The sequence below is a fragment of the Streptomyces acidicola genome, from assembly GCF_009377235.1.
Classification (GTDB): domain Bacteria; phylum Actinomycetota; class Actinomycetes; order Streptomycetales; family Streptomycetaceae; genus Streptomyces; species Streptomyces acidicola.
Genome location: NZ_VMNX01000142.1, coordinates 1 through 23,943 on the forward strand (window position 1 = coordinate 1; position 23,943 = coordinate 23,943).

17 protein-coding genes are annotated in these 23,943 nt (G+C 70.7%); 8 read left to right on the plus strand and 9 right to left on the minus strand.

Features of this window, described 5'->3' with window-relative positions; genetic code table 11:
- Nucleotides 1–119: 119 nt before the first annotated feature.
- Nucleotides 120–1,136, minus strand: a complete 1,017-nt coding sequence (locus tag FPZ41_RS29855; RefSeq protein ID WP_322620891.1) for an aspartate-semialdehyde dehydrogenase — start codon at nucleotides 1,134–1,136, stop codon at nucleotides 120–122.
- 390 nt (nucleotides 1,137–1,526) lie between these two features.
- Between FPZ41_RS29855 and FPZ41_RS29860 the strand changes: the two genes are divergently transcribed.
- Nucleotides 1,527–2,078, plus strand: coding sequence for an RNA polymerase sigma factor (locus tag FPZ41_RS29860; RefSeq protein WP_322620892.1), 552 nt, complete (start codon nucleotides 1,527–1,529; stop codon nucleotides 2,076–2,078).
- A 1-nt stretch (nucleotide 2,079) separates the two neighbouring features.
- Nucleotides 2,080–3,093: a hypothetical protein gene (locus tag FPZ41_RS29865; RefSeq protein ID WP_152866757.1), complete on the plus strand. Its 1,014-nt coding sequence runs from the start codon at nucleotides 2,080–2,082 to the stop codon at nucleotides 3,091–3,093.
- A gap of 80 nt (nucleotides 3,094–3,173) precedes the next feature.
- Here FPZ41_RS29865 and FPZ41_RS29870 read toward each other — a convergent pair whose 3' ends face one another.
- The gene (locus FPZ41_RS29870; protein WP_194236250.1) at nucleotides 3,174–6,485 is read right to left on the minus strand and encodes a S8 family serine peptidase; all 3,312 of its coding nucleotides are present in this window, start codon (nucleotides 6,483–6,485) and stop codon (nucleotides 3,174–3,176) included.
- A 315-nt stretch (nucleotides 6,486–6,800) separates the two neighbouring features.
- On the opposite strand from FPZ41_RS29870, the gene FPZ41_RS29875 reads away from it, so the two are divergent.
- The 3 genes from FPZ41_RS29875 to FPZ41_RS29885 all read left to right on the plus strand — a co-directional run bounded on the left by FPZ41_RS29875 (nucleotide 6,801) and on the right by FPZ41_RS29885 (nucleotide 10,611).
- Nucleotides 6,801–7,274 carry an NUDIX hydrolase gene (locus tag FPZ41_RS29875; RefSeq protein WP_152866759.1) on the plus strand — a complete coding sequence of 158 codons (474 nt, stop codon included), beginning with the start codon at nucleotides 6,801–6,803 and terminating at the stop codon, nucleotides 7,272–7,274.
- 241 nt (nucleotides 7,275–7,515) lie between these two features.
- Nucleotides 7,516–9,279 carry a TIGR03767 family metallophosphoesterase gene (locus FPZ41_RS29880; protein ID WP_152866760.1) on the plus strand — a complete coding sequence of 588 codons (1,764 nt, stop codon included), beginning with the start codon at nucleotides 7,516–7,518 and terminating at the stop codon, nucleotides 9,277–9,279.
- A 174-nt stretch (nucleotides 9,280–9,453) separates the two neighbouring features.
- Entirely contained in the window at nucleotides 9,454–10,611 is a 1,158-nt protein-coding gene (locus tag FPZ41_RS29885; RefSeq protein WP_228023059.1) for a serine hydrolase domain-containing protein, read from the plus strand.
- A 25-nt stretch (nucleotides 10,612–10,636) separates the two neighbouring features.
- Here the strand turns inward: FPZ41_RS29885 and FPZ41_RS29890 are convergent, their stop codons facing one another.
- The 4 genes from FPZ41_RS29890 to pepN all read right to left on the minus strand — a co-directional run bounded on the left by FPZ41_RS29890 (nucleotide 10,637) and on the right by pepN (nucleotide 16,649).
- Nucleotides 10,637–11,797 carry a PP2C family protein-serine/threonine phosphatase gene (locus FPZ41_RS29890; RefSeq protein ID WP_152866761.1) on the minus strand — a complete coding sequence of 387 codons (1,161 nt, stop codon included), beginning with the start codon at nucleotides 11,795–11,797 and terminating at the stop codon, nucleotides 10,637–10,639.
- A 106-nt stretch (nucleotides 11,798–11,903) separates the two neighbouring features.
- The gene (locus FPZ41_RS29895) at nucleotides 11,904–12,665 is read right to left on the minus strand and encodes an IclR family transcriptional regulator (protein ID WP_152866762.1); all 762 of its coding nucleotides are present in this window, start codon (nucleotides 12,663–12,665) and stop codon (nucleotides 11,904–11,906) included.
- Between the two features lie 148 nt (nucleotides 12,666–12,813).
- Nucleotides 12,814–13,854 (minus strand): PDDEXK family nuclease, encoded by a 1,041-nt coding sequence (locus FPZ41_RS29900; protein ID WP_152866763.1) that lies wholly within the window; start codon nucleotides 13,852–13,854, stop codon nucleotides 12,814–12,816.
- 221 nt (nucleotides 13,855–14,075) lie between these two features.
- Complete coding sequence (gene pepN, locus FPZ41_RS29905) at nucleotides 14,076–16,649, minus strand: aminopeptidase N (protein ID WP_322620893.1); 2,574 nt, start codon at nucleotides 16,647–16,649, stop codon at nucleotides 14,076–14,078.
- A 177-nt stretch (nucleotides 16,650–16,826) separates the two neighbouring features.
- On the opposite strand from pepN, the gene FPZ41_RS29910 reads away from it, so the two are divergent.
- On the plus strand, nucleotides 16,827–17,489 hold the full coding sequence (locus tag FPZ41_RS29910; RefSeq protein WP_131569786.1) for a mycothiol-dependent nitroreductase Rv2466c family protein: 663 nt from the start codon (nucleotides 16,827–16,829) through the stop codon (nucleotides 17,487–17,489).
- Nucleotides 17,490–17,650: 161 nt separating this feature from the next.
- Here FPZ41_RS29910 and FPZ41_RS29915 read toward each other — a convergent pair whose 3' ends face one another.
- On the minus strand, nucleotides 17,651–19,045 hold the full coding sequence (locus FPZ41_RS29915; protein ID WP_152866771.1) for an amino acid permease: 1,395 nt from the start codon (nucleotides 19,043–19,045) through the stop codon (nucleotides 17,651–17,653).
- 367 nt (nucleotides 19,046–19,412) lie between these two features.
- Between FPZ41_RS29915 and FPZ41_RS29920 the strand changes: the two genes are divergently transcribed.
- Nucleotides 19,413–20,000, plus strand: coding sequence for a biotin transporter BioY (locus FPZ41_RS29920; RefSeq protein ID WP_152866764.1), 588 nt, complete (start codon nucleotides 19,413–19,415; stop codon nucleotides 19,998–20,000).
- Between the two features lie 115 nt (nucleotides 20,001–20,115).
- Here the strand turns inward: FPZ41_RS29920 and FPZ41_RS29925 are convergent, their stop codons facing one another.
- Together FPZ41_RS29925 and FPZ41_RS29930 are read right to left on the minus strand one after the other, a co-directional pair.
- The gene (locus FPZ41_RS29925; protein WP_407698834.1) at nucleotides 20,116–21,504 is read right to left on the minus strand and encodes an FAD-binding oxidoreductase; all 1,389 of its coding nucleotides are present in this window, start codon (nucleotides 21,502–21,504) and stop codon (nucleotides 20,116–20,118) included.
- 168 nt (nucleotides 21,505–21,672) lie between these two features.
- Complete coding sequence (locus FPZ41_RS29930; RefSeq protein ID WP_152866765.1) at nucleotides 21,673–23,172, minus strand: amino acid permease; 1,500 nt, start codon at nucleotides 23,170–23,172, stop codon at nucleotides 21,673–21,675.
- Nucleotides 23,173–23,349: 177 nt separating this feature from the next.
- On the opposite strand from FPZ41_RS29930, the gene FPZ41_RS29935 reads away from it, so the two are divergent.
- Nucleotides 23,350–23,835, plus strand: a complete 486-nt coding sequence (locus tag FPZ41_RS29935) for a ribose-5-phosphate isomerase (RefSeq protein ID WP_152866766.1) — start codon at nucleotides 23,350–23,352, stop codon at nucleotides 23,833–23,835.
- Nucleotides 23,836–23,943: the final 108 nt, after the last annotated feature.

A 23,943-nucleotide genomic window follows, 5' to 3' on the forward strand; every position in this document is an offset into this window, starting at 1 on the left:
GTCCAGGGGGCTCTGCCCCCTTGGCGGGGTCGAAGGGGCGGCAGCCCCTGGGGATGGGACGGGTAGGGGCGGCGGGGGCGAGGAACCGTCCGTCGCACCCGCCGCACCCACCCGCCGCATCAGCCCTTCAGTTCCGCCGCCACCAGCTCCGCGATCTGCACCGCGTTCAGCGCCGCGCCCTTGCGCAGGTTGTCGTTCGAGACGAACAGCGACAGACCGTGCTCGACCGTCTCGTCGACGCGGAGGCGGCCCACGTAGGAGGGGTCCTTGCCCGCAGCCTGAAGGGGGGTCGGGATGTCGGTGAGGGCCACGCCGGGCGCACCCGCGAGCAGCTCCGTCGCGCGCTCGACGGTGATCGGGCGGGCGAAGCGGGCGTTGACCTGGAGGGAGTGGCCGGAGAAGACCGGGACGCGCACACAGGTGCCGGAGACCTTGAGGCCGGGGATCTCCAGGATCTTGCGGGACTCGTTGCGGAGCTTCTGCTCCTCGTCGGTCTCGTTCAGCCCGTCGTCCACGATCGAGCCGGCCAGCGGGACCACGTTGAAGGCGATGGGGCGCTGGTAGACCTGCGGCTCGGGGAAGTCGAGCGCCTCCCCGTCGTGCGTGAGCCGGTCCGCGTCGGCGATCACCTTCTGGGCCTGTCCGTGCAGCTCCGCCACGCCCGCGAGGCCGGACCCCGACACCGCCTGGTACGTGGCGACGACCAGCGCCTCCAGACCGGCCTCCTCGTGCAGCGGCTTCAGCACCGGCATCGCGGCCATCGTCGTGCAGTTCGGGTTGGCGATGATGCCCTTGGGGCGGTCCGCGATCGCGTGCGGGTTCACCTCGGAGACCACAAGGGGGACCTCGGGGTCCTTGCGCCACGCCGACGAGTTGTCGATCACGACCGCGCCCTGCGAGGCGACCTTCTCGGCCAGCGCCTTCGAGGTCGCGCCGCCCGCGGAGAACAGCACGATGTCGAGGCCCGTGTAGTCGGCCGTCGTCGCGTCCTCCACCGTCACGCCGTCCAGCACCGTCCCGGCCGAACGGGCCGAGGCGAACAGACGCAGCTCGTCGACCGGGAACTCCCGCTCGACGAGGATCCTGCGCATGACCGTGCCGACCTGACCGGTGGCTCCGACGATTCCGACCCTCACGGCGACTCCTTTGCGTGCGTATTGCGTACGTATGACGTGGACTGGCGCTCCCATCATGCGTCGGCCCCCGGTCCACGTGTCCAATTCTTTGCGTGCGCGGCCCGAGGCGTGGGACGCGCGGGGAAGGCGCAGGTCGGGACGGGGACGTCCCTGCCGACGGAGGCTCGTCGGCATCCGGCCTCCCGCACCGCAGATTTCCGCCCGCGACCCGCCGCGCACGGGAAGCCGTACGGACTCCGCCTCCCGGGTCCCGTCTGCCCCCATCCCTCCCCGCCAAGCGTGCCCTCCGTCACACACGCACACCGCCGCCCCGAAAAGAGAGCTCCCCCGGCCGAACGTTTCCCCCGCCCCCGGCGTCCTAGAGGAAACGCGGCGAGGGGAGGGGTGGCTGTGCTGCGCAGAAAAACCCGGCGGGCCGAGGGGGTGCACGAACCTCTGGACGTGGCCCAGGGGGCGGACGATCCCCTGGACGCGGCCCAGGAGCGCCGGGTGCGGGCGGTGCTCGCGCTCGGCGGGGTACCACAGTCGGACCTGCTGGACGGGGTGCAGCAGGTACGGCTGCGGCTCCTGGAACGGGCCGCGAGTGGCCGCGAGGCCCCCCGGGACGTGTCCGCGTGGGCGGCGGTCGTCGCGTCCAACCTGGCCATGGACTGGCACCGGGCCAAGCGCCGCCAGGAGCGCATCGGTGAGCGCCTGGCCTCGCTCCGGCAGCTGGAGCACCCCTCCGGTGAGGACTCCAGCGTGCTCTCGCTCGCCGTCGCCCGCGGTCTGGACGCGCTGCCCGACGCCCTGCGCCAGGTCGTCGTGCTGCGCTTCTACGCCGACCTGCCGGTACGCGGGATCGCCGAGGAACTCGGCATCCCCGAGGGCACGGTCAAGAGCAGGCTCCACTCGGCGGTCCGCGCCCTGCGCGCCCGCCTGCACGAGGACGAGGTGGTGTGACGTGGCCGCCCGGAACGAAAACCCGCACGACGACCGGCACGAAGCCCGGAACCCGGACTGGAAGCAAGACCGGCGCGACGCCCGGTACGACGCCCGGTACGACGCGCCTGACCCGTACGACGGCATGGACGCGCTCATGGCCGCGATCATCGACGAACCGCTGCCCGAAGGGGCCCTGGACGACGCCGCGTTCGCCGCGGAGCACAGGTCCGCCCTGGCCGACGTGGCGCTGCTGCGCGAGCAGTTGGGGTTGATCGGCCACGCGCTGGCCGGGGACGGTCTCACCGCGCCCGGCACCGAGGCGGAAGCCATGGACCCGGCGGGGCGACCCATGGCCGCGCGGCCCGCACCCGGCACCCAGGGCACGTCGCGGCCCGCACAGGAAACCGATCCCGAGACGGGACCCGCACCGGCGCCCACCCCGCCGGTGAGGCCCCACGCGGCCTCCACCCCCTCGGCACGCCCCGCCCGCACCCGCGCCCCGAGGCGACGCCGCCCATCGGCGGTCGCGCTCGCCTTCGGAACTCTCGCCGCCGCCGTGGCCGTCTTCGCGGTCGTCGGGCTGGGATGGCTGATCTCGCAGGGTGGTGCCGGGGTACACACCGCCAGCAGCGACAGCGCGGGCAGTTCGGAGGAGCACGCGGGCAAGGCGCAGGACACGTCCGGGACACCGGACAGCGCGACGTCACAGGACGGCCCGGCCTACGTCGCCTGCGCCCGCCTCATCGTCGAGGGGACCGTCACGGGCGTCGAACCGGCCTCCGGCACCGGGCTGTCCAGGGTCGCCCTGGATGTCGAGCGCTACTACAAGCCGGACAAGGGTGACGAGGAGGTCGTGTTCCCCGTGGAGGAGCACGAGGCCCGCCGCCTGCGCGAGGGCGAGCCCGTCCTGATCGGCATCCACCGCGACGAGGCGAAGCCCGACCTGTTGGTCACCGGTGAGAAGAGGATCGCCCAGGAACGTTCCTGGATCGAGCGGGCGGTGCCGGGGGCCGAGTCCGTGCGGTGCGAGTGACCGCATGAGGAAGGGCGGGCGCCCGCACCCGGGCGCCCGCCCCACACCAAGCGCACGCCCTTACGGCGTGAGCTCCTCGCTTACGGCGTGACCTTCTCGATCCGCACGCTCCCGACGCCCGCGGCCGTACCACGCGCGTTCACCAGCTGGACCTCGCCGAAGAACTCACGTCCCGCCGGCGCCTCGGCCTGCGCGACGACCGAACCGGAGAACGTCGCCGAGTCGCCCGTGCCGAGCTTCACCGCCGTACCGCCCACCGTGATCTCGCCGAGCGCGGAGGAGAAGTACACGTCGCGGTAGTCGTACGCCGTGGAGCCGGACGGAACCGAGTAGCCCACGACGACCACCGTGTACGTACCGGCGGCCGGTGAGGGCAGGGAGACCGACTCCTCCGAGTCGCCGCCGGCGGAGCTGCCGGCCTCGTCGCCGTTCGGGTCGAGGACCACCAGATCGAGGTCGGCGGCCTGGTCCGAGACGTTGCCGATGGCGACGTCCAGCGACTCGGCGCCCTCGGGGACGTCGACCGTGGTGACCTGCTGGGCGCCGTGGGCGATGGTCGGACGCGTCGACTTCGAGGAGCCGAGCGGGCCGCCCACCAGCTTGCCCTCGACGGGTGCGAGCTCGTTCGTCACCTTCCAGGAGGCGTCGGTCGGGGTGCCGGCCTTGGTCTCGGGAATCGTCACGAGCTCAGGGTCGAAGGCCGCGCCGAGGACGGAGACCTCCAGGCTGTACGGGTTGTCGAGCAGCGGCGACGTACGGCGCGACTCGACCTCGATCTCCCACACGCCGGGCTGCGGGTCCGCGTACGCGCGCACGTCGGGCTTGCAGCCGTTGCCGCCCGCGTAGTTGTTGTAGCAGTACGGGGTGCCGGTGTTGTCGACCGGAACGCCGTACGGGTGGATGGCGATGAACCGGGTCTGGCTCTTGTCCTTCAGCCCGCCGATCGCCACCTCCAGCGTCTTCGCGCCCTCGGGGACGGTCACGAAGTACGAGTTCGAGCTGTTGCGCTGGACCTCGCCCGACGCGGAGTACGTGTACTTCAGCGGCGCGGAGACCACGACCGTGTTGAGCACCTGCTTGTCGACGCCCTCGGTCCTCGGGTCGTCGACCTCCAGGATCGCGCTGCGCAGGCCGGAGTACTTCGGCTTGGCGGAGATCTTCACGGTGACCGGCTTGTTCAGCGGCAGCGAGACCTCGTCGTCGCCGACGATCCGGAAGGTGTCGCCGCTGTTGTTCTTCAGCCGCAGTTCGTGGCGGATCGCCCGGTCGGCACCCGACGTACGGGTGACGGTGACGTCGTACGTCTTCTTCTGGCCGACCTTCAGGCCGCCCTCACGGTCGTAGACGCCCGTGCCGAAGCCCGGGGTCTTCAGGGCGAAGTCGATCGCGGTGTCGACGGGGGCCTTCACGGTGTAGTCGGCCGCCGCGGGGCCCTTCTGGATGACCTTCCACGCGTCGACGACGTTGATCAGGCCCGCGCCCTCCGCGTACGCCTGGACACCGCTGATGTGGTCGGCGGTCGAGGTGAGCGCGGTGCGCAGCTTCGCCGGGGTGAGGGCGATGTTCTTCTGCTGGGCGGCCGACAGCAGCAGCGCGCTCGCGCCCGCGGCCTGCGGGGACGCCATCGACGTGCCCTGGAGCATCGCGTAACCGGGCGGCAGCGCGTAGCCCGCCTCGGCGACCGGGGCGCCCGGCAGCCAGGTCTGGACAGTGTTGATCGCGGCGCCGGGCGCGGTGAGCGTCGGCGTGAAGCCGCCGTCCTCACGCGGGCCGCGCGAGGAGAAGGGCATCATCGCGTACTTCTTCTCCACGGCCGAGCCGTAGTTGGCGGCCCAGGTCTCCTTGGAGATGGACGCGCCGACCGAGATGACCTTGTCGGCGAGGCTCGGGTCGCCGATCGTGTTGGCGCCGGGGCCGGAGTTGCCGGCCGAAATGACGAGCTGCACGCCGTACGTGTCGATCAGCCGCGTGTACAGCTCGGCGCGCGCGTTGTTGCCGTCGTTGAGCGCGGGCAGGCCGCCGATGGACATGTTGACGATGTCGACGCCGCGGTTGGCGACGAGGTCGATCATGCCTTCGGTGAGCGCGATGTTGGTGCAGCCGGGGCCGAACTGGCAGGCCCGGGACGAGACGATCTTCGCGCCCGGAGCGGCGCCGTTCATCTTGCCGCCGAACAGTCCGTTCGCGGCGGTGATGCCGGCGACGTGCGTGCCGTGCTCGCTCGCTATGAGGCCGATGTTGACGAAGTCGGCCTTCTTGCCGACCCAGTCGCCGCCCATCGGGTCGGTCGGCACGTCCTTGCGGATCTCCACGACGAACGGCTGGCGCTCGGCGACCTCGGTGGACGGGTCGTCGGTGCCGAACCAGCCGATCTGGTGGCCGTCCTTGTACGGCTTCATCGGCTTGTCGTCGGTGAAGTCGTTGTTGCCGTTCACATCGACGGTGACCGTGCCGGCCGCCTCGTCGTACAGCACGCCCCAGGTGTCGGTGGTGTCGCCGTCGCGGTTCACGTCGCCCGCGGCGTCACCGCCCGCCGTGACGGACTCCCGGAACAGGCTGATCTTGTACGAGCCCGAGGGCGCCGTCCACGTCCTGCCGCCGTAGGTGAAGGTGGGCCCGGAGACGGAGTTCGCCATCAAGCGCCAGCTGCCGTCGCCGTCCACGATCGGGTCGGTCGCGGTCACCCAGTCGACGATCTTCCGCTCACCGGTGGTCGTCTTCTGCAGCGCGGGGTGCGCGAGGTCCACACCGGAGTCGAGGACGCCGATGGTGATGCCCCGGCCGTCCGCCTTCGGGTTCTGCTTCACGAAATCGACGGCGCCCGTCTCGAAGGACGGGTTGTACGGGTTCTCGGCGGGCGTGTTCCTGCCGGGCGCCGGGTAACTCGCGGCCGTGGCCAGCTCCTTGGCGCCCTTCGCGGTGTCTCCGCTCGGCGTCGGGTCGTCGAGCGGGATCTCCTGCCGCAGATCGATGCCGTGCACGGAGGAGAGCTTCGCGGCCGCCGCGATGGCCGAGTCCGCCTTCTTCGTGGGCACCGTGGCCCGGACATAGCCGAGCTTGTCGTGGACACGACCCACGGAGCCGCCCTTGACGGCGTCCAGCTGCTCGGCGACCTTCGCGGTCCTGCCGGGCGCCGTGGCGATCATCATGGTGACGTTCTTGTCGCCGTCCGCCTTGGCCTCGGCGAGCAGGTCGGCGTCGGACGAACCGAGCTTGTCGTCGGCGGACTTGATGCCACCGTCGGTCGGTACGGCGGTGGAGGGGGCGTCCGCGGAGAAGGCCGTGGGTATCGGCCCGGCCGCGGAGAGCGCGGCCACCAGTCCCGCGGCGACCGCGATACGGGCCACGCGTCTCGCACCCGATATCGGGGCGCGCTGGGAGGTGAAGGTCATCTGCATCCCTTGTACGTGAAGGAACGAACGACAGCGATTCGACAGTGATTCGACGGTGAATCACGGTGAAGTACGGTGAATCAACGGTGATCCGAACGGTGGGACGGATCGCGTTGTCCGGTGTGCGGATCCGGATGATCGCTCAGCCTTACGCATGAGACGTCGTTTTGGGGAGAGTCCTGCCGCGGTGCGCGGGAATCATGGGGAAATCCCCGCATGCGGCACGGAGTTGAAGACGGTCGATGATGGGACATGTCGGTCGATGGTTCCCCGAATCAGCCCTCCGTCCGACGTTCGTGTGGGTAACGTCTGTGCATGCATGAGGAGTTGAGAGTGGCGGCGTACGCCGTGTGCGTACGGGACGGGCAGCTGCTGCTGGCCCGCTGGGTGGCCCGTGACGGCAGCAAGCGGTGGACGCTGCCCGGCGGGGGCATGGACCACGGCGAGGACCCGTACGACACGGTGATCCGCGAGGTCGAGGAGGAGACGGGGTACACGGTCGAGCCGGCCGCCCTCCTCGGCGTGCACTCCAACAGGCGCCAGTACCCGCGCCGTCTCGGCACGGTCGCCGACTTCCACGGTCTGCGCATCGTCTACGAGGCCCGCGTCACCGGCGGCGACCTCCGCCACGAGACGAACGGCTCCACCGACATGGCAGCCTGGCACTCGCTCGACACCGTGCCCTCCCTGGAACGGGTCGGACTGATCGACGTCGGCCTCGCCCTGTGGCGCGAACGCCCGCCCGCCGGACACCTGAAGGAGCCGGTGCCGGACGCGCCGCGGGGATAGGTGCTGTACCCCGCGAAGTGAACTCGGAGTGACCGCCGGCCTTCCGGCTGTCTTACGTTCGGGAAGCTTCACGAACGCGCAGGGTGGCCCAAGATCCACGTACGGTGATCGGTGCTCCGCGTTGCCGTCCAGTTCACGTGCAGGCCATCCCCGGTGCCAACGATCCAGTACGAGCGGACTGTTCGCGTGCCGAGCCGTCCGTGACCATCACTGACGCGTTTGCACTCGGGGAGATCGCGCCATGTCGCGCCTACGCTCTGTCGCCGCCGCTGCCACCGCTCCTGACCGTCGCGCCTTCCTCGCCGCCACCGGCGCGGTGTCCCTCTCGGCGGGCATCGGGCTCGCCCTGCGGCCCGGCGCCGAGGTCCCCGCCCGTGCCACCACAGGGGACGCGGCCTCGGTCTCCCTGTCCTCCCGCCAGGCGCCGGCCGCGCCCCTGGCGCCGTACACGCGCGGCACGACCCTCGGCTCGGTCGCGGCGCCCAGAGGCGGCTCCGGCTACCGACGGCTCGGTGACGGCCCGGCCTGGAACCGCGTCGTCCGCGGCGACCTGGCCACCCCCGGGTCGGGCCGCGAGAACCGCCGTACGGCCCTTGCCGCCTTCGTCCAGTTCACCGACCTGCACGTGGTGGACGTCCAGCACCCGCTGCGGTACGAGTACCTGCGCGCCCAGACGTCGAGCGCCTGGCGTCCGCAGGAGGCGCTGTCCGTGGCGGGCGCGGTCTCGCTCGTCGAGCGGGTCAACGCGCTCCGCGGAGCCCCCGTCACCGGTTCCCCGCTCCACTTCGTGATGACGACGGGCGACAACACCGACAACAACTCCCGCACCGAGCTGGACTGGTTCCTGAAGGTGATGAGCGGTGGCCGCATCGCCCCCAACTCCGGTGACCCGCGCCGCTACGAGGGCGTCCAGGACAGCGGTCTGAAGCTGTACTGGCAGCCGGAAGCGGCCCTGCGCGACGCCGACAAGCAGCTCGGCTTCCCGCACATCGAGGGCTTCCTCGCGGCCGCGATCCGCGAGGTGAACAGCCCCGGCCTGAACCTGCCCTGGTACTCGACGGTCGGCAACCACGACTCCCTGCCCGGCGGCTGCTACGCCCCCGGCGACTCCTTCTTCGCGGACTTCGCGGTCGGCGGCAGGAAGCTGATGACGCTGGACGAGCAGGCCGGTAAAACGATCTGGGACAACGTCAAAACGGGTGGCGACCCCCGGGGCGCCGACTGGAAGGCGATGCTCAAGTCCCACACCCGGCAGATGCGTTCGGTCACCCCGGACGAGAGCCGCGCCCCCTTCACCCCGCTGGAGTACCTCAAGGCCCACCTGGACCCGGCCCACACCGGCCCCGGCCCGGTCGGCCACGGCTACTCGCAGGCGAACGTGGACGCCGGCACCCAGTACTACACCTTCCGCATAGCCGACGACGTCATCGGCATCAGCCTCGACTCCACCGACCCCGGCGGCCACTACGAGGGCTCGCTCGGCACGGCGCAGCTGAAGTGGCTGGACCGCACGCTGAAGGAGCACGGGGAGAACGGCTCGTACGCGATCGTCTTCAGTCATCACACCAGCAGGACGATGCGCAACCTCCGCGAGGACCCCGCCCACCCGGGTGAGGCCCGCCACGGCGGCGACGAGGTCCTCTCCCTCCTCGGCCGCCACAAGGGCGTCCTGGCCTGGGTCAACGGCCACAGCCACCGCAACCGGATCACCCCGCACTCTTACCCGGGCGGCGGCTCCTTCTGGGAGATCTCGACGGCCTCCCACATCGACTTCCCCCAGCTCGCCCGCGTCATCGAGCTGGTGGACAACGAGGACGGCACGATCTCCCTGTTCACCACGCTCGTCGAGTCGGCGGCCCCGCACACCACGGACTTCGCCGACCTCTCCCAGACCGGCCTCGCGTCCCTGTACCGCGAACTGTCCTTCAATGCCCCGGGCTCCCGCACGGACCTCTCCGGCACGCCGGAGGACCGGAACGTGGAACTGGTCCTGCGCAAGGCCTGAACCGCCTGAACGCCCCGACGCCGTGAGCGACCTGAACAACCTGAACGACCTGACCGAAACCGGCTCAACCGCCCAAAGGTACTTCAACCCTCACACAGGCGTCTCATGTCTCTCCCCCCGACCGGGTCACCTGATCACCGGATCACCGGGATCACCGGCCACCAAGGGGGAGACATGGCAGTACGCAGGGGAACACTCCGGACGGGACTGATGGCGGCGACGGCGGTGACCGTGGCGGCGACGCTGGCCGTCCCGGCGTTCGCGGCTCCGGCCGGACACGTGGGGCACCGCCACAGCGCGACCAAGGAGGCCATGGACGCCGCCGTGCGGGACGGCGTCCCGGGCGTCACCGCACAGGCGAAGGACGCCCACGGCGTATGGAGGGCCACGTCGGGCGTGGGCGACCTCAGGACGGGCAAGCCGCGTTCGACCGAGGACCACTACCGCGTCGCCAGCATCACCAAGACGTTCGTGGCGACGGTCATGCTCCAGCTGGAGGCGGACGGAGAGCTGTCGCTGGACGACACGGTGGAGAAGTGGCTGCCGGGCGTGGTCCGCGGCCACGGCCACGACGGCAGGAAGGTCACGCTCCGTCAGCTCCTCAACCACACCAGCGGGATCTTCAACGTCACCAAGGACAAGACCTACGTCGAGAGGTACTCCACGAAGGACGGCTTCTTCAAGCACCGCTACGACACGCTGACCCCGGACGACCTCGTGGGGTACGCCATGAAGAACGAGCCCGACTTCACCCCCGGCACGTCATGGAACTACTCGAACACGAACTACGTCCTGGCCGGCATGGTGATCGAGAAGGTCACGGGCCACTGGTACGGCGACGAGATCGACGCCCGCATCATCAAGCCCCTCGGCCTGGGCGCCACGAGCGTCCCCCGCACGGACCCCACGATGCCCCGCCCCAGCAGCCGGGCGTACGGCAAACTCGCCCAAACCGCCACCGGCCCGACCTACGACGTCACCGAGTGGAACCCCACAATCGCCTACGGGGGAGGCAACATGATCTCCGACTCGGCGGACCTCAGCCGCTTCTACGCGGCACTCGTGCGCGGGCGCCTGCTCCCCGAGAAGCAGCAGAAGGAGCTGACGGCCACGGTCGACACCGGCGACCCGAAGCGGCGCTACGGCCTGGGCCTCACCGACGTCGAGCTGAGCTGCGGAGTCCATGTCTGGGGCCACGGAGGCGACACCAAAGGCACCCTCACGGTCGCGGTGACGACGGCCGACGGCCGCCACTCCCTCGCCTTCAACTTCAACGGGGACTGGTCGGGCGACAGCGATGCGGTGATCGAGGCGGAGTTCTGCGGCAAGTAGAGCCGGGGCGGCGCGGCGCCCGCGCTCAGGACACCGCCGGTTCCGGCACGGGCGGCTTACGGAGCAGGAGCAGCGCCGCGTCGTCGTGCAGCCGGCCGCCCACGTGCTCCAGCAGTTCGTCGTGCAGCGCGGTGAGGGTGCCTGCCGGCTCGTCGGAGACGTGGCGCGCCAGCCCTTCGGCGAGCGGATAGAACTCACCGCCGTGGTCGCGGGCCTCGGTGACCCCGTCGGTGTAGAGCAGCAGCTGGTCCCCTCGGCCGAAGGGCAGCACCTGGAGGCTGGGGGTCTCGCTCGTGAGGGCGCGGAGCCCGAGCGGCGGAGCCGGATGGGTGGGCTCCGCCGCCACGACGCCGCCGGACGCGCGGACCAGCAACGGGGGCGCGTGTCCGCAGTTGACCAGCTCCAGCTGCCCTGCCTGCGGGTATCCGGCGACCACGGCGGTGACGAAGTCGTCGCTGTCGAGGTTGCGTGTCAGGCTCCGCTCGATCCTGCCGACGACGGCGAGGAGATCGGGCTCGTCGTAGGCGGCCTCCCGGAAGACACCGAGCACGAGTGCGGCGGTCTCCACGGCCGGCAGACCCTTGCCGCGCACATCGCCGACGATCAGCCTGACCCCGTACGGGGTGGGCACGAGCGCGTAGAGATCCCCGCCGATACGGGCCTCCGCCGCCGCAGCGCTGTAGCGCACGGCCACCTCGAACGGTCCGACCCTGTCCGGTACGGGTTTGAGCAGCGCGTGCTGGGCGGCCTCGGCGACCGAACGGACGGCCGCGAGCACCCGTTCGCGACGTCTGAGCACTGAGCTGGACAGGCTGCTCGCCAGGGTGACGACCGTCAGCGCGGAGAGCACGGCTGCCAGCTCGCGGTTCGGGGCGCTGTCATGGATACCGAGCGTCGTGCCCAGCCCGGTGGCGAGGAGGCCGATACAGAGGACTCCGTGCGGTCCGCAGGTGGTGGCGGCCAGCGCCGGCCCGGCAGCGAGCAGGGGCAGCAGTATCCTCCCCCCTCCGCCGAGGAGTCCGACGATCACGACGACGGACACGATCAGCACGGGCAGCACGGGCGTGCCCGCGGCCACCCGTGCGGCAGTGCTTTTCCGGGCCGACGCCCCGGGATCTGCTCCTCGCTTCCTGAACGGCCGTGCCGGCCGCCGGCCGCCGCCGGCATGGTCTCGGGCCTCGCTCATGCTGTGTCCGCAGTCCTCACCTGTGCGTGGTGTGCGAGACGCACTCCTGATTTGTCCCTTTCGTCCAGGAAAAAGGTTCGGGCGGAAAGTTGCAAGGAGGAGATTTTCAGATAGTGAACGAAAGACTCCTGGTCACGCGACACGCGGTCGGGATCAGCCGAGCCCGCATCTCCTCGATCTGAGGGCTGCGCTCCGCCCGCAGGGAGACGCCGAGCGAGCCGAGCGTGTCCCCGCTGTAGACGGGCACGGCGATGCAGACCGTGCCGACGGCGTACTCCTCCAGGTCCGTGACGGCCGGCGCCACGGGTGAGGAGTCGAGCTGCCGGAGCAGCTCCGGAGGGCTGGTGACGGTCCGCGGGGTGAGGTCGACGAGAGGGTGCCGGGCGAGGTAGTCCCTGCGGGAGTCGTCGTCGAGTTCCCGCAGTACGGACTTGCCCAGCGCGGTGGCGTGCCCGGCCTCCTCGAAGCCCACCCAGATGTCGACCCGCGGCGCCTTGGGGCCGTCGACGATCTCCGCGACCCGGATCTCGCCCTCCTCGTAGAAGGTGAGGTAGGCGGCGGTCGTGAGCTCGTCCCGCAGTGCGGCGAGCGTGGGACGGACCCGGCTGAGCTGCGCCTGCCCGCGGCCCGTGATGTGCAGCGTCTCCAGCCGGTCGCCCAGGACGAAGCCGCCGTCCTCCAGCTTGCGCACGTATCCGTCGTGGAGCAGCGTCCGCAGCAGGTGATAGGCGGTGGCCAGGGGCAGCCTCGCGTCGTGCGCCAGTTGCTTCGCCGGTGCACCGTTCTCGTGCGCGCTCACCGCCTCCAGCAGGCGGAAGGCCCGCTGCACGGACGTGATGAGCGTGGGGCCGTCCCGTCGCACACCCATAAGACCAGCGTGCGCCGGGCGCACGACGCAGGCAAGGCCCGCAGTCCGCGAACGCCGAGGTCATCCGTAGGGGCCGCCGAATCCACTTCGGCGGCCCCTGCGCTCCCCTCCTGATACCGGCGCCCGATGCCCAGCGCGCGTGGACCGCTCAGCGGGGGAGCACCACGACGTACGCCGCCGGCTCACGGTCCGCCGAGGCCATCAGGGCCGTGCGGAGGATCGCGGCCTGCTGCTCCAGGGACTCGCGGAGCTTCCTCGGGGTGATGTGGACGACCGTGATGCCCAGGCGCTCCAGCGCCTCGCGCTTGCGGGCGTACTCCGACCCGAGGGCGTCCTCGTCGTGGCGGGGGCCCCGGGTGTCCAGCTCCACGGCCACCGCGTGCTCCGGCCAGTACGCGTCGAGGCCGCCCAGGTGGGGGCCGCCGGGCAATCGCAGGTCCACGTTCCAGACAGGGTCGGGGAGGCCGTGCTCCTCGACCATGCGGAGCAGCAGGTCCTCGGCGAGCGCGCGGCCCTCGGCCAGGAGGGAGTCGACCGCGCCCACCACGTGCGGGCGGTTCAGCAGCCGCGCCCGGGACAGCTCCCGGACCACCGCGGACGGTTCGGCATGACCGGCGCGCACCGCCTCCGTCAGCAGCCGGCGTACGGCACTCGCGTCGGCCAGGCCCGCCACCGCGTCGGCCAGGGCCCGCGGAACCGGTGCGACCGGGAGGCCCGCGATGTGGACCGGGACGGGAAGCGCGGGCGTGCGGAGGACGCGTGCGCAGCCCGTGGAGCGCAGCCGGCGCAGACGCGGGACGAGGACGTCGACGTGGTCCAGGGAGAGCAGCGAGGGAGCCGAGGCGAAACCGTGCAGGGCGAGGGCGGCCAGGCCTGTGATCACCGCGTCCGGGGCGCGGCCGTGCGGCTTGTCGGCGCCCGGTTGCGCGGGCACCCCGGCCGCGTCGTGGGAGCGGCCCGCGTACAGCAGGACCGCCTGGAGGCGCTCCTGAGGCGTGGCCGCGCCGGGGTGGAGCAGGTACACGCCCGGCAGGATCTGCTGCCAGGGCCCGCCGGGGCGGCACTGCTCGCTCGTCTCGGCCTGCGTGACGCCGAGGCCGCGCAGCTGGGCGGTGGTCCGCACACGGCCCCGGAGGTCGGCGAGGCGGTGCAGCGGGTGGGAGTGGGGGGAGAGCGGGGTGTTGTTCATGACCCGCAGATTCCCGTGTGCGACCGGCCCTTGAACCGCTGTTACACGCTCGTCGCCATATGAGGACAAGGCAGCCCTAAAGTACGCACGTTCGAGTGCCGAGAGTGGCTGGTCCGGATGGGGAACTGTAAAGGTTACGGCTCCGAATACCTGAATTTCGTAACCGCGCGAAGGGGGCACCGCGTCAACCTGCGGTGCCCCCAAGTACGGCTGGCCGACGGCTACTTCGCCGCCGCCGCGTCACACGCCTGGCCCCGCAGTGACCGCGCCAGGTCGTCCCGTGCCTCCAGGACCAGCCTCCGCAGGGCCGGCGGCGCGTCCTCGTGGGCCGACAGCCAGGCGTCGGTGGCGTCCAGCGTGGCCGGGGAGTCCTGCAACGACGGGAACAGCCCGCTCACCACGTGCATACCGATCTGGATCGACCGCTGGGCCCAGACCCGTTCGATCGCCGCGAAGTACTTCTCCGCGTACGGCGCCGTCAGCTCCCGCTGGGACGGCCGGCCGAAGCCCGCGATCGTCGCCTCGACCAGGGCGTTGGACAGCGTGTCCGACTCCACCACCGACGCCCACGCCTGCGCCTTCACCGCGGCCGAGGGGCGGGCGGCCAGGCAGCGGACCTGGTGCCGCTTGCCGGACGCCGTGTCGTCGCGGGCCAGCTCGGCGGCCAGCTCCTTCTCGCCGACGACGCCGTGCGTGGCCAGCGTGTCCAGGAGCGCCCAGCGCAGCTCCTGGTCGACCTGGAGTCCGTCGACCGTCGCCGTACCGTCGAGCAGGCCCGTCAGCAGCTGGAAGCCCGGCTGGTCGGTCACCCGGGCGAAGAACCGTGCCCACGCCAGTTGGTGCTCGCTGCCGTACTCGGCGGCGTACAGCTCCAGCACCGCGTGCTGCGTGAGCAGCCGGGAGCCCTGTTCCCGCCACTGAGGCGCCGCGTAGTGCGTCAGCGCCGACTCGGCCCACGCGTGCAGCATCTGCAGGACACCGATGTCGGACTCCCTGCCCGCGAACTTCAGCACCAGGTCGATGAACTCCCGTGCCGGCAGCAGCGCGTCCCGCGTCATGTTCCACAGCGCCGACCAGCACAGGGCCCGCGCCAGCGGGTCGGTCATGTTGCCGAGAGCGGCGCGCAGCGTCGCCAGAGACGTGTCGTCGAAGCGGGTCTTGCAGTACGTCAGGTCGGCATCGTTGACCAGCACCAGCTCCGGTGCCTCGGTGCCGGCCAGCTCCGCCACGACCGTACGCGCACCGTCGACGTCCGTCTCGGCCTGGGCGTACCGTTCCAGCGCGCGCTCCTGCCCGCGCCGGTACAGGCCGATGGCCACCCGGTGCGGCCGCAGCCGGGGGTGTGACTCCGCCGCCTCCTGCAGCACGGCCAGCTCGGCCACGCGCCCGTCCGCGTCCAGCAGCACCTGCGGGGTCAGCGAGTTCACGCCGGCCGTCTGCAGCCAGGAACGCGCCCAGCCGCCCATGTCCCGCCCGGACGTCTCCTCCAGCACCGACAGCAGGTCACCCAGGCGCGTGTTGCCGTACGCGTTCCGCTTGAAGTACCGCCGCGCGCCCTCCAGGAAGGCGTCCCGCCCGGCGTACGCGACGAGCTGCTTCAGCACCGAGGCACCCTTGGCGTAGGTGATGCCGTCGAAGTTGAGCTTCGCGTCCTGAAGGTCACGGATGTCGGCCGTGACGGGGTGTGTGGAGGGCAGCTGGTCGGCGCGGTACGCCCAGGACTTGCGGTTGTTGGCGAAGGTGATCCAGCCGTCGGTGAACCGGGTCGCCTCGACCATCGAGAAGGTGCCCATGAAGTCCGCGAAGGACTCCTTCAGCCACAGGTCGTCCCACCACACCATGGTCACCAGGTCGCCGAACCACATGTGCGCCATCTCGTGCAGGATGACGTTCGCCCGCCGCTCGTACGACGCCTGCGTGACCTTGCCCCGGAAGATGAACTCCTCGCGGAACGTGACGAGCCCCGGGTTCTCCATCGCGCCGAGGTTGTACTCCGGCACGAAGGCCTGGTCGTACTTCCCGAAGGGGTACGGGTAGTCGAAGTGGTCGTGGAAGAAGTCCAGGCCCTGCTTCGTGACGAGGAAGACGTCGTCGGCGTCGAAGTAGGGGGCGAGACCCTTGCGGCACATCGCGCCGAGGGGGATCTCCAGCCGCGTACCGTCCTCGAAGGTCCGCTCGTATGTGTCCGTCACATAGTGGTACGGCCCCGCCACGACCGCCGTGATGTACGTCGAGATCGGCTTGGTCTCCGCGAACCGCCACACCCCGTCCTGCTGCTCGCCGGCCCCGTTGCTCCAGACCGTCCAGCCCTCCGGCGCCCGCACCTCGAAACGGAAGGGCGCCTTCAGGTCGGGCTGCTCGAAGTTCGCGAAGACACGGCGGGAGTCGGCCGGCTCGTACTGGGTGTAGAGGTAGACCTCGCCGTCCTCGGGGTCGACGAAGCGGTGCAGCCCCTCGCCGGTGCGCGAGTAGGCGCACTGGGCGTCGACGACGAGCTCGTTGTCGGCCGCCAGGTCCTCCAGGACGATCCGCGCACCGTCGAAGACCTCGCTCGGGTCCAGGTCCCTTCCATTGAGGGAGAGCGCCGTCACGCTCGGCGCGACCAGGTCGGCGAAGCTGGTGGCGCCCGGGTCGGAGCAGCGGAAGCGGATCGTGGTGACCGAACGGAACGTGCGCGGTTCGCCGCCTGTGCCGCCCACGGCGGAGCGCACGTCGAGCGACACCTCGTACCCGTCGACGGACAGCAGCGCGGCCCGCTCCTGGGCCTCGTCGCGGGACAGATTCTCACCGGGCACGGGCGGCACTCCCTACAGGTGGTGTTCGGCATACGGACAGGCCGATCCTGCCATGCGCCCCCGGGACCGGACAGCGGGGCGCAGTGCCCACATCGTGGGGCGGGGCGTGGGAATGGTGCGGGCGTGCGCCGGTGTTGCCCAGGGAAAACGACCCCTTGGCCACTTTCTAGGAGAGCCATGTCCGAGCAGTCCTCCGGGGCAACCTCCGGCAAGACCCCCGTCGACTTCTGGTTCGACCCGCTGTGCCCGTGGGCCTGGATGACCTCGCGGTGGGTCCTGGAGGTGGAGAAGGTCCGGGACATCGAGGTCCGCTGGCATCTGATGAGCCTCGCGGTCCTCAACGAGAACAAGCTGGACGAGCTGCCAGAGAACTACCGCGAGATGCTCCAGACCAAGGCGTGGGGTCCCGTACGGGTGGTCATCGCCGCGGAGCAGGAGCACGGCGCCGAGGTGCTCGGCGACCTCTACACCGCGCTCGGCACCCGCATCCACAACCAGGGCGAGGGCATCGAGAAGGAGGTCGTCGCCCGGGCGCTGAAGGACGTGGGCCTGCCCGAGTCCCTGATGGACCACTGGGACTCCACCCCGTACGAGCCCGAACTGCGCGCCTCCCACAACGAGGGCATCGAGAAGGTCGGCCAGGAGGTCGGCACCCCGGTCATCGCGGTCCCCGGCTCCGACGGCGAGCAGATCGCCTTCTTCGGCCCGGTCGTCACCCCGGCCCCCAAGGGCGAGGAGGCCGCCAAGCTCTGGGACGGCACCCTCATGGTCGCCTCGATCCCGGGCTTCTACGAGATCAAGCGCACCCGTACCAAGGGCCCGGACTTCAGCAACCTCTGACGTCCTTCGGGCTCCCGTACGGGTGGGCCCCCGCGAGTCACGTTCTCGCGGGGGCCCACCTGTTTCTCCGCCTGCCCGGTCAGCGTGAGAGAGAAGACGATCACGGGCAGGACGTTTCCCACCTCTGCCGGGCGGCGAACGGCAATACGTCCGCCGGCCGATCAGCTCTTGGCGCGAGCCCTCTGCCGCGCGTACCCGAGCGCCGCCAGAACCAGCGTCATCCCGCCCGTCGCGTACAGCTGCACCCGGGTGCCCGGCTCCCGAGCCATCAGGACGAAGATCGCCGCCATCCCCGCGAGCGCGACCCACGTCAGCGCCGGGAACGCCCACATCCGCACGACCAGCTTCTCCGAGGCTTCCCGCTCCAGCCTGCGGCGCAGCCGCAGCTGCGAGACGGCGATGAACACCCAGACGACCAGGATCACGGCGCCGATCATGTTCAGCAGCCAGGGGAAGACGTCGTCCGGCCGCCAGTAGCTCAGCACCACGCAGACGAAACCGGACACGCAGGAGGCCAGGACCGCGGCCCGCGGCACCCCGCGGGAGACCCGCGCCAGCGCCTTCGGGCCCTGTCCCCGTGCCACCAGCGAGTACGCGATGCGCGAGGAACCGTAGATGTTGGCGTTCATGGCCGACAGCAGGGCCACGAGGACGACCACGTTCATCACCTGGGCGGCGCCCGGGATGCCGATGTGTTCGAGGGCGGCGACGTACGGGCCCTTGTCGACGACGGCCTTCGCGTTCCACGGGACGAGGGTGACGACGACCGCCATCGAGCCGATGTAGAAGAGCGCGATGCGCCACATCGCCGTACGGACCGCACGGGCGACACCACGGACCGGGTCCTCCGACTCGGCCGCCGCGATGGTGACCGTCTCCAGACCGCCGTACGCGAACACCGAGGCGAGCAGCCCGATGACGAGGCCCTCGCTGCCGTTCGGCAGGAAGCCGCCCTCGCCGGTGAGGCGGGAGAGGCCGGGGGAGTCCGTGCCCGGCAGGACTCCGGCGACCGCGAGCACGCCGAGGACCAGGAACAGGCTGATCGCGCCGACCTTGAGCGCGGCGAACCAGAACTCGAACTCGCCGAAGTTCTTCACGGCGGCCAGGTTCGTGACGAGGAACACCACCATGAACAGCGCCACCCACCCCCACTCGGGCGTGTCGGGCAGCCAGCCGGTCACGATCTTCGCGGCGCCGATGCCCTCCAGGCCGACGGCCGTGCAGAGCAGGACCCAGAAGGACCAGCCGGCGGTGAAGCCCGCCCACGGGCCGAGGGCGCGCTCGGCATGCGCCGAGAAGGAGCCGGACGACGGATACGCGGCCGACATCTCGCCGAGCATCCGCATCACCAGCATGACGAGCAGACCGGAGAGCGCGTACGCGACGACGATCGACGGCCCGGCGGCGGCGATGCCCGCCCCGGACCCGACGAACAGGCCCGCGCCGATCACCCCGCCCAGCGCGATCATCGACAGATGACGCTGTTTGAGGCCGTGGGAGAGAGGGACGTCCGCGGCAGGGGTCTCCCGCGCGGAGTCGAGGGTGCTGCCGGACATGGGTGTCATGGCCCCTTGGTAGCGAATGGGTGCGAGTGGGCAAAACGCCGACAGTCTGGGCGCCCAACGCGCCACATGAGAAGCCCGCCCACCATGCGGACAGCCGGGCCACGGAACGTGATGACTCGCTCACGCCGGTTGTTTGGAGGAACCCTACAGTTCCCGCCCGCCCCCCGACCTCCCCGAGCTGTCTCTCCACCTCAGTGACCGGCGTCACCCCGGAGCGTGTGTAAGTCACCTCCTTTGTGGGGAGCACATCAAGCGCGCGCTGTTCGCTTTGTCGAGCGCTGACGGTGATCGCGTCCAGGGCCCTGGGATAGCGTCACCGTGTCCCCGACCGCCTCCATCGCCGGAGTGAGCCCCCGTCATGACCATTGCCGCCGCCACATCCGCCCGCCGCCCCGGCGAAGTCCTCGCCGACCTGCTGCCCGCGTCCCGCGTCCGCGACGTCGCGCTCGTGCTCGGCGGCGCCGCACTCACCGGAATCGCCGCCCAGATCGCGGTGCCGGTGCCGGGCTCCCCGGTGCCGGTGACCGGCCAGACCTTCGCGGCGCTCCTCGTGGGTACGGCGCTGGGCGCGGGCCGCGGGTTCCTGTCGCTCGCCCTGTACGCGCTGGTGGGCATGGCCGGGATGCCGTGGTTCGCGGAAGGCGGTTCGGGCTACGCCGCGCCGTCCTTCGGCTACGTCCTCGGCATGCTGCTGGCCGCCACCGTCGTGGGTGCGCTGGCCCGGCGCGGCGGTGACCGCTCGGTGCTGCGCATGGCGGGCACCATGGCCGTCGGCGAGCTGATCATCTACGCGATCGGCGTGCCGTACCTGGCCCTCGTCGCCGACATGTCGCTGACCGCCGCCATCGCGGCCGGCCTCACCCCGTTCCTGATCGGCGACGCCCTGAAGGCCGCGCTGGCGATGGGCGCGCTGCCCACGGCCTGGAAGCTCGCCGACCGCAAGTGAGCGATCCGCTCCGCCGGCCGTAAGGGAGCGATCCGCTCCATCGGCCGCAAGTGAGCGATCCGCTCCGCCCGGCGCAAGGGCCCTGCCGCACCGCGCGGCAGGGCCCTTCCCGTTCTCAGGCCCTTTCCCGGTCCCGGACCGGCTCGATCGTGTAGTTCCGCCGGAACATGCCGCTCGGGTCGTACCTCGCCTTCAGCGCGGCAAGCCGCAGCCGCGTCTCCGCGTCGTACAGCCCCTCCGTACGGTCGTCCGCGCCGAACACGAAGTTGAGCGCGCGCCCGACGGTCCACGGCGAGAGGACCGCGAACGCAGGGTCCAGCACCTCACGCGCCGCCTCACGCCCGGCCATCGCCACCAGCCGCACGAGGAACCGTCCCTCCCGGTGCGGCACGGAGTTCGGTGCCTTGGCGGCCAGCGTTCCGCCCAGGTGGTTGATCTGCACCACACACATCGGGGACACCTCCGGGCCGGTGCGCGACAGCACCTCGGCGGCAGCGGCCACGTCCAGACCGCTCAGTACCGCGCTGTCCCCGTAGTACGTGTGCGGGACGTCCGGGTCGCTGTGGACGGTGTGGCTCTCGGTGTACGGCATCTCCCGCAGCGTGTCCCTCAGCGCCGGACCCAACGCCCGCAGCGGGGCGACCAGCCGCTCCCCATCGGTGCCGGGTCCGGTGTACACGACCCGCACCGAGATGACGTACCGGCCGCGCAGGTGCGGCGGCAGCGCCGGGACGTCCGGATACGCGACCGCGGCGAAAGACGAGGTCAGCGTCACGGGCACGGTCCGCGTCCAGCGCTCGTACGCCCGCAGCACGGCCTCCGGGTCCACCGCGCGCCCGTCGAAGTCGAGCGCGCCACCGTACAGCCGCGCCACCGGCACGAGACCGGTCACCACCTCGGTCACGACACCGAAGTTGTGGCCGCCGCCGAGCAGCGCCCAGTACAGATCGGGGTCCGACTCCCGCGTCACGTGACGGAGCCGCCCGTCGGCGGTGACCACGTCCAGGGAGCGCACATGGTCGGCCGCATATCCGAACTCCCTGGCCAGGAGGGGCAGTCCACCGCTCAGCGTGTACGAGACGGCGCCCACGCCCGGCGCGGAACCGTTCAACGGGGCGAGCCGGTACGGTGCGGCCGCCTCGACGACACCGCCCCAGCGGACCCCCGCCTGCATGTGTGCCGTACGCGCCTCGACGTCGATCGTCACGCCGTCCATGCGCTTCGTCGTGATCAGCACACCACCCTCGGCCGCCCCCGGCAGCCCGTGCCCGGTCGCCTGGACACCGACCGGCAGTCCCTCGGCCGCCGCGTACGCCACCGCGGCGGCCACATCGGCGGGCGAGGACGCGGCGAAGACCACGGCGGGCCGCTGCGCCGGGCCGGTCTGGAAGCCGGCGACCTCGCCCTTGTAACCGTCGTCGCCGGGCCTGAAGACGAGGCGGTGCGTGGTGGGGTCCTTCTGGTCCTTGTTGTTCCTATGGCCCTTGTGGTCCTGCAAGGTCACGGGTATGTCCTTCGGTTCTTGTGGGCCGACTCGCCGGTAGGTCGGCTCGTGGTCCTTCGTCCTTCCGGTTGGGGGCGATGGTTGCTGGATTTCCTGACATCTGCCGTCAGCTTTTCGCGTACGGCTTTGTCCCGTGCGGCAGCCTCACGCTCGTGTGAACCCGGCGTTTCAGCGCTCCGAGGTATCCGAGGTATCCAAGCCCTCCGCGGTCGCCGAGGTCTCCGGCTTCGTGGCCGTGGCCCGCCCGCCGCCCAGCAGCCTCTCCTTGACCAGCGAGACCCCGACCACGACGGCCGCCACCAGCAGCGACAGCAGCAGGATGTCGCGGTTGCCGTGCTCGGTGTCGGTCAGCATGTAGCCCAGGACGAACAGGATCAGCGCGATGGTCGCCCAGGTCAGGTACGGGTACAGCCACATCCGGACGACCAGCTTCTCCGGCTCCTCGCGCTCGATGACCTTGCGCAGCCGCAGCTGGGAGAAGCAGATCACCAGCCAGACGAACAGGGCCACGGCGCCGGAGGAGTTGACGAGGAAGAGGAAGACGGACTCCGGGTAGGCGTAGTTGAAGAAGACCGCCACGAACCCGAAGACGACCGAGGAGAGGATCGCCGCCATCGGCACACCGCGCGGGTTCGTCCGCGCGAACGCCTTCGGCGCGTCACCGCGTGCGCCGAGCGAGAACGCCATCCGGGAGGCCGTGTAGAGACCGGAGTTGAGGCAGGACAGCACGGATGTCAGCACGATGAAGTTCATGATCTGGCCGGCGTGCGCGATGCCGAGGGAGTCCAGGGCGGCGACGTACGAGCCCTTGTCCTTGATGGACGGGTCGTTCCACGGCAGCAGTGTCACCACGACGAAGATCGAGCCGAGGTAGAAGACGCCGATGCGCCAGATGATGCTGTTGGTGGCCTTGGTGACCGACTTCCGCGGGTCCTCCGACTCACCGGCCGCCAGTGTGGCGATCTCGGTGCCCATGAAGGAGAAGACGACGAGCAGTACGCCGATGAGGATCGCGCCCGGACCGTTCGGCAGGAAGCCGCTGTGGTCGGTGAGGTTGGACAGCCCGGCCTTCCCTGCGTCGACACCCGGCAGCACCCCGAAGACGGCGAGCCCGCCGACGACGATGAACGCGGCGATCGCGACGACCTTGATCCCCGCGAACCAGAACTCGAACTCGCCGTACGAGCCGACCGAGACGAGGTTGGTGGCGGTCAGCACCACCATCACGATGAGCGCCCACCCCCACTGCGGTACGTCGGGCATCCACCCTTCGAGGATCTCGGCCCCGGCGGTGGCCTCCACGGCGAGCACGACGACCCAGAAGAACCAGTACAGCCAGCCGATCGAGAATCCGGCCCAGCGCCCGAGCGCGCGGTCGGCGTGGGCGGAGAAGGACCCGGACGTCGGGTTGGCGGCCGACATCTCGCCGAGCATCCGCATCACGAGGACGACCATCGTCCCCACGAGCGCGTACGACAGGAGGATGCCGGGGCCGGCGGTGGCGATACCGGAGCTGGACCCCACGAAGAGGCCGGCGCCGATGACGCCACCAATGGCGATCATGGACAGATGACGGTTCTTGAGCCCGGCCTGGAGCCCGCCGCCGGGCTCTCCGTGGCCGCCCGGGCCGCTTCCGGCCTTCGTTGTCGTGGTCGGCTGCGAGGTCATGGGGGTATTTCCTTTGCGCCGCTGGAGGGTACGGGGCCGGACATCTGTGATGTCCGGCGCGCGTCTTCGGTCGTGTGTCTCGTGGCATCTGCCCCCAGGTGGGGCCCTCCATGACTCCTGTTTTCGCTGCCTGCCCCCCGGCGGGCGACGGCGAAACCGGCGTGTCACACTCGGATCATGCGCGTCTACCTCGGCTCGGATCACGCCGGCTACGAACTGAAGAACCACCTCGTCGAGTGGGTCAAGGCCGCCGGCCACGAGCCCGTCGACTGCGGGCCCCACATCTACGACGCCCAGGACGACTACCCGCCGTTCTGCCTGCGTGCCGCCGAGAAGACGGCCGCCGACGCAGGGTCCCTCGGCATCGTGATCGGCGGCTCCGGGAACGGGGAGCAGATCGCGGCGAACAAGGTGAAGGGCGTCCGTGCGGCCCTCGCCTGGAGCGTGGAGACCGCTTCGCTGGGACGCGAGCACAACGATGCCAACGTCATCGCGGTGGGCGCGCGCATGCACACCCAGGAGGAGGCGACGAAGTTCGTCGAGACCTTCCTCAACACGCCTTTCTCCGGCGACGCACGCCACGTCCGCCGCATCGACATGCTGTCGACGTACGAGACGACGGGCGACCTCCCCCCGATCCCGCCCCACCACCCGCAGCAGTAGGCACCACCGCCGGGTGGCGCTGGAAGGGTGCGATCGACGCTGGCTACGTGCTACGTGCTAGGTGGGCGGCCAGGCACCCCCAGCCCGTCCGGCGTTTGAGGACGAGGC

Bases quoted from the DNA above. Each gene is read 5' to 3' on its own strand.
- FPZ41_RS29920 (WP_152866764.1), top strand. From the start codon at position 19,413: ATGACCATTGCCGCCGCCACATCCGCCCGCCGCCCCGGCGAAGTCCTC.
- FPZ41_RS29935 (WP_152866766.1), top strand. From the start codon at position 23,350: ATGCGCGTCTACCTCGGCTCGGATCACGCCGGCTACGAACTGAAGAAC.
- FPZ41_RS29910 (WP_131569786.1), top strand. From the start codon at position 16,827: ATGTCCGAGCAGTCCTCCGGGGCAACCTCCGGCAAGACCCCCGTCGAC.
- FPZ41_RS29930 (WP_152866765.1), bottom strand. From the start codon at position 23,172: ATGACCTCGCAGCCGACCACGACAACGAAGGCCGGAAGCGGCCCGGGC.
- FPZ41_RS29915 (WP_152866771.1), bottom strand. From the start codon at position 19,045: ATGTCCGGCAGCACCCTCGACTCCGCGCGGGAGACCCCTGCCGCGGAC.
- FPZ41_RS29875 (WP_152866759.1), top strand. From the start codon at position 6,801: ATGCATGAGGAGTTGAGAGTGGCGGCGTACGCCGTGTGCGTACGGGAC.
- FPZ41_RS29880 (WP_152866760.1), top strand. From the start codon at position 7,516: ATGTCGCGCCTACGCTCTGTCGCCGCCGCTGCCACCGCTCCTGACCGT.
- FPZ41_RS29870 (WP_194236250.1), bottom strand. From the start codon at position 6,485: ATGACCTTCACCTCCCAGCGCGCCCCGATATCGGGTGCGAGACGCGTG.
- FPZ41_RS29890 (WP_152866761.1), bottom strand. From the start codon at position 11,797: ATGAGCGAGGCCCGAGACCATGCCGGCGGCGGCCGGCGGCCGGCACGG.
- FPZ41_RS29885 (WP_228023059.1), top strand. From the start codon at position 9,454: ATGGCAGTACGCAGGGGAACACTCCGGACGGGACTGATGGCGGCGACG.
- FPZ41_RS29895 (WP_152866762.1), bottom strand. From the start codon at position 12,665: ATGGGTGTGCGACGGGACGGCCCCACGCTCATCACGTCCGTGCAGCGG.
- FPZ41_RS29900 (WP_152866763.1), bottom strand. From the start codon at position 13,854: ATGAACAACACCCCGCTCTCCCCCCACTCCCACCCGCTGCACCGCCTC.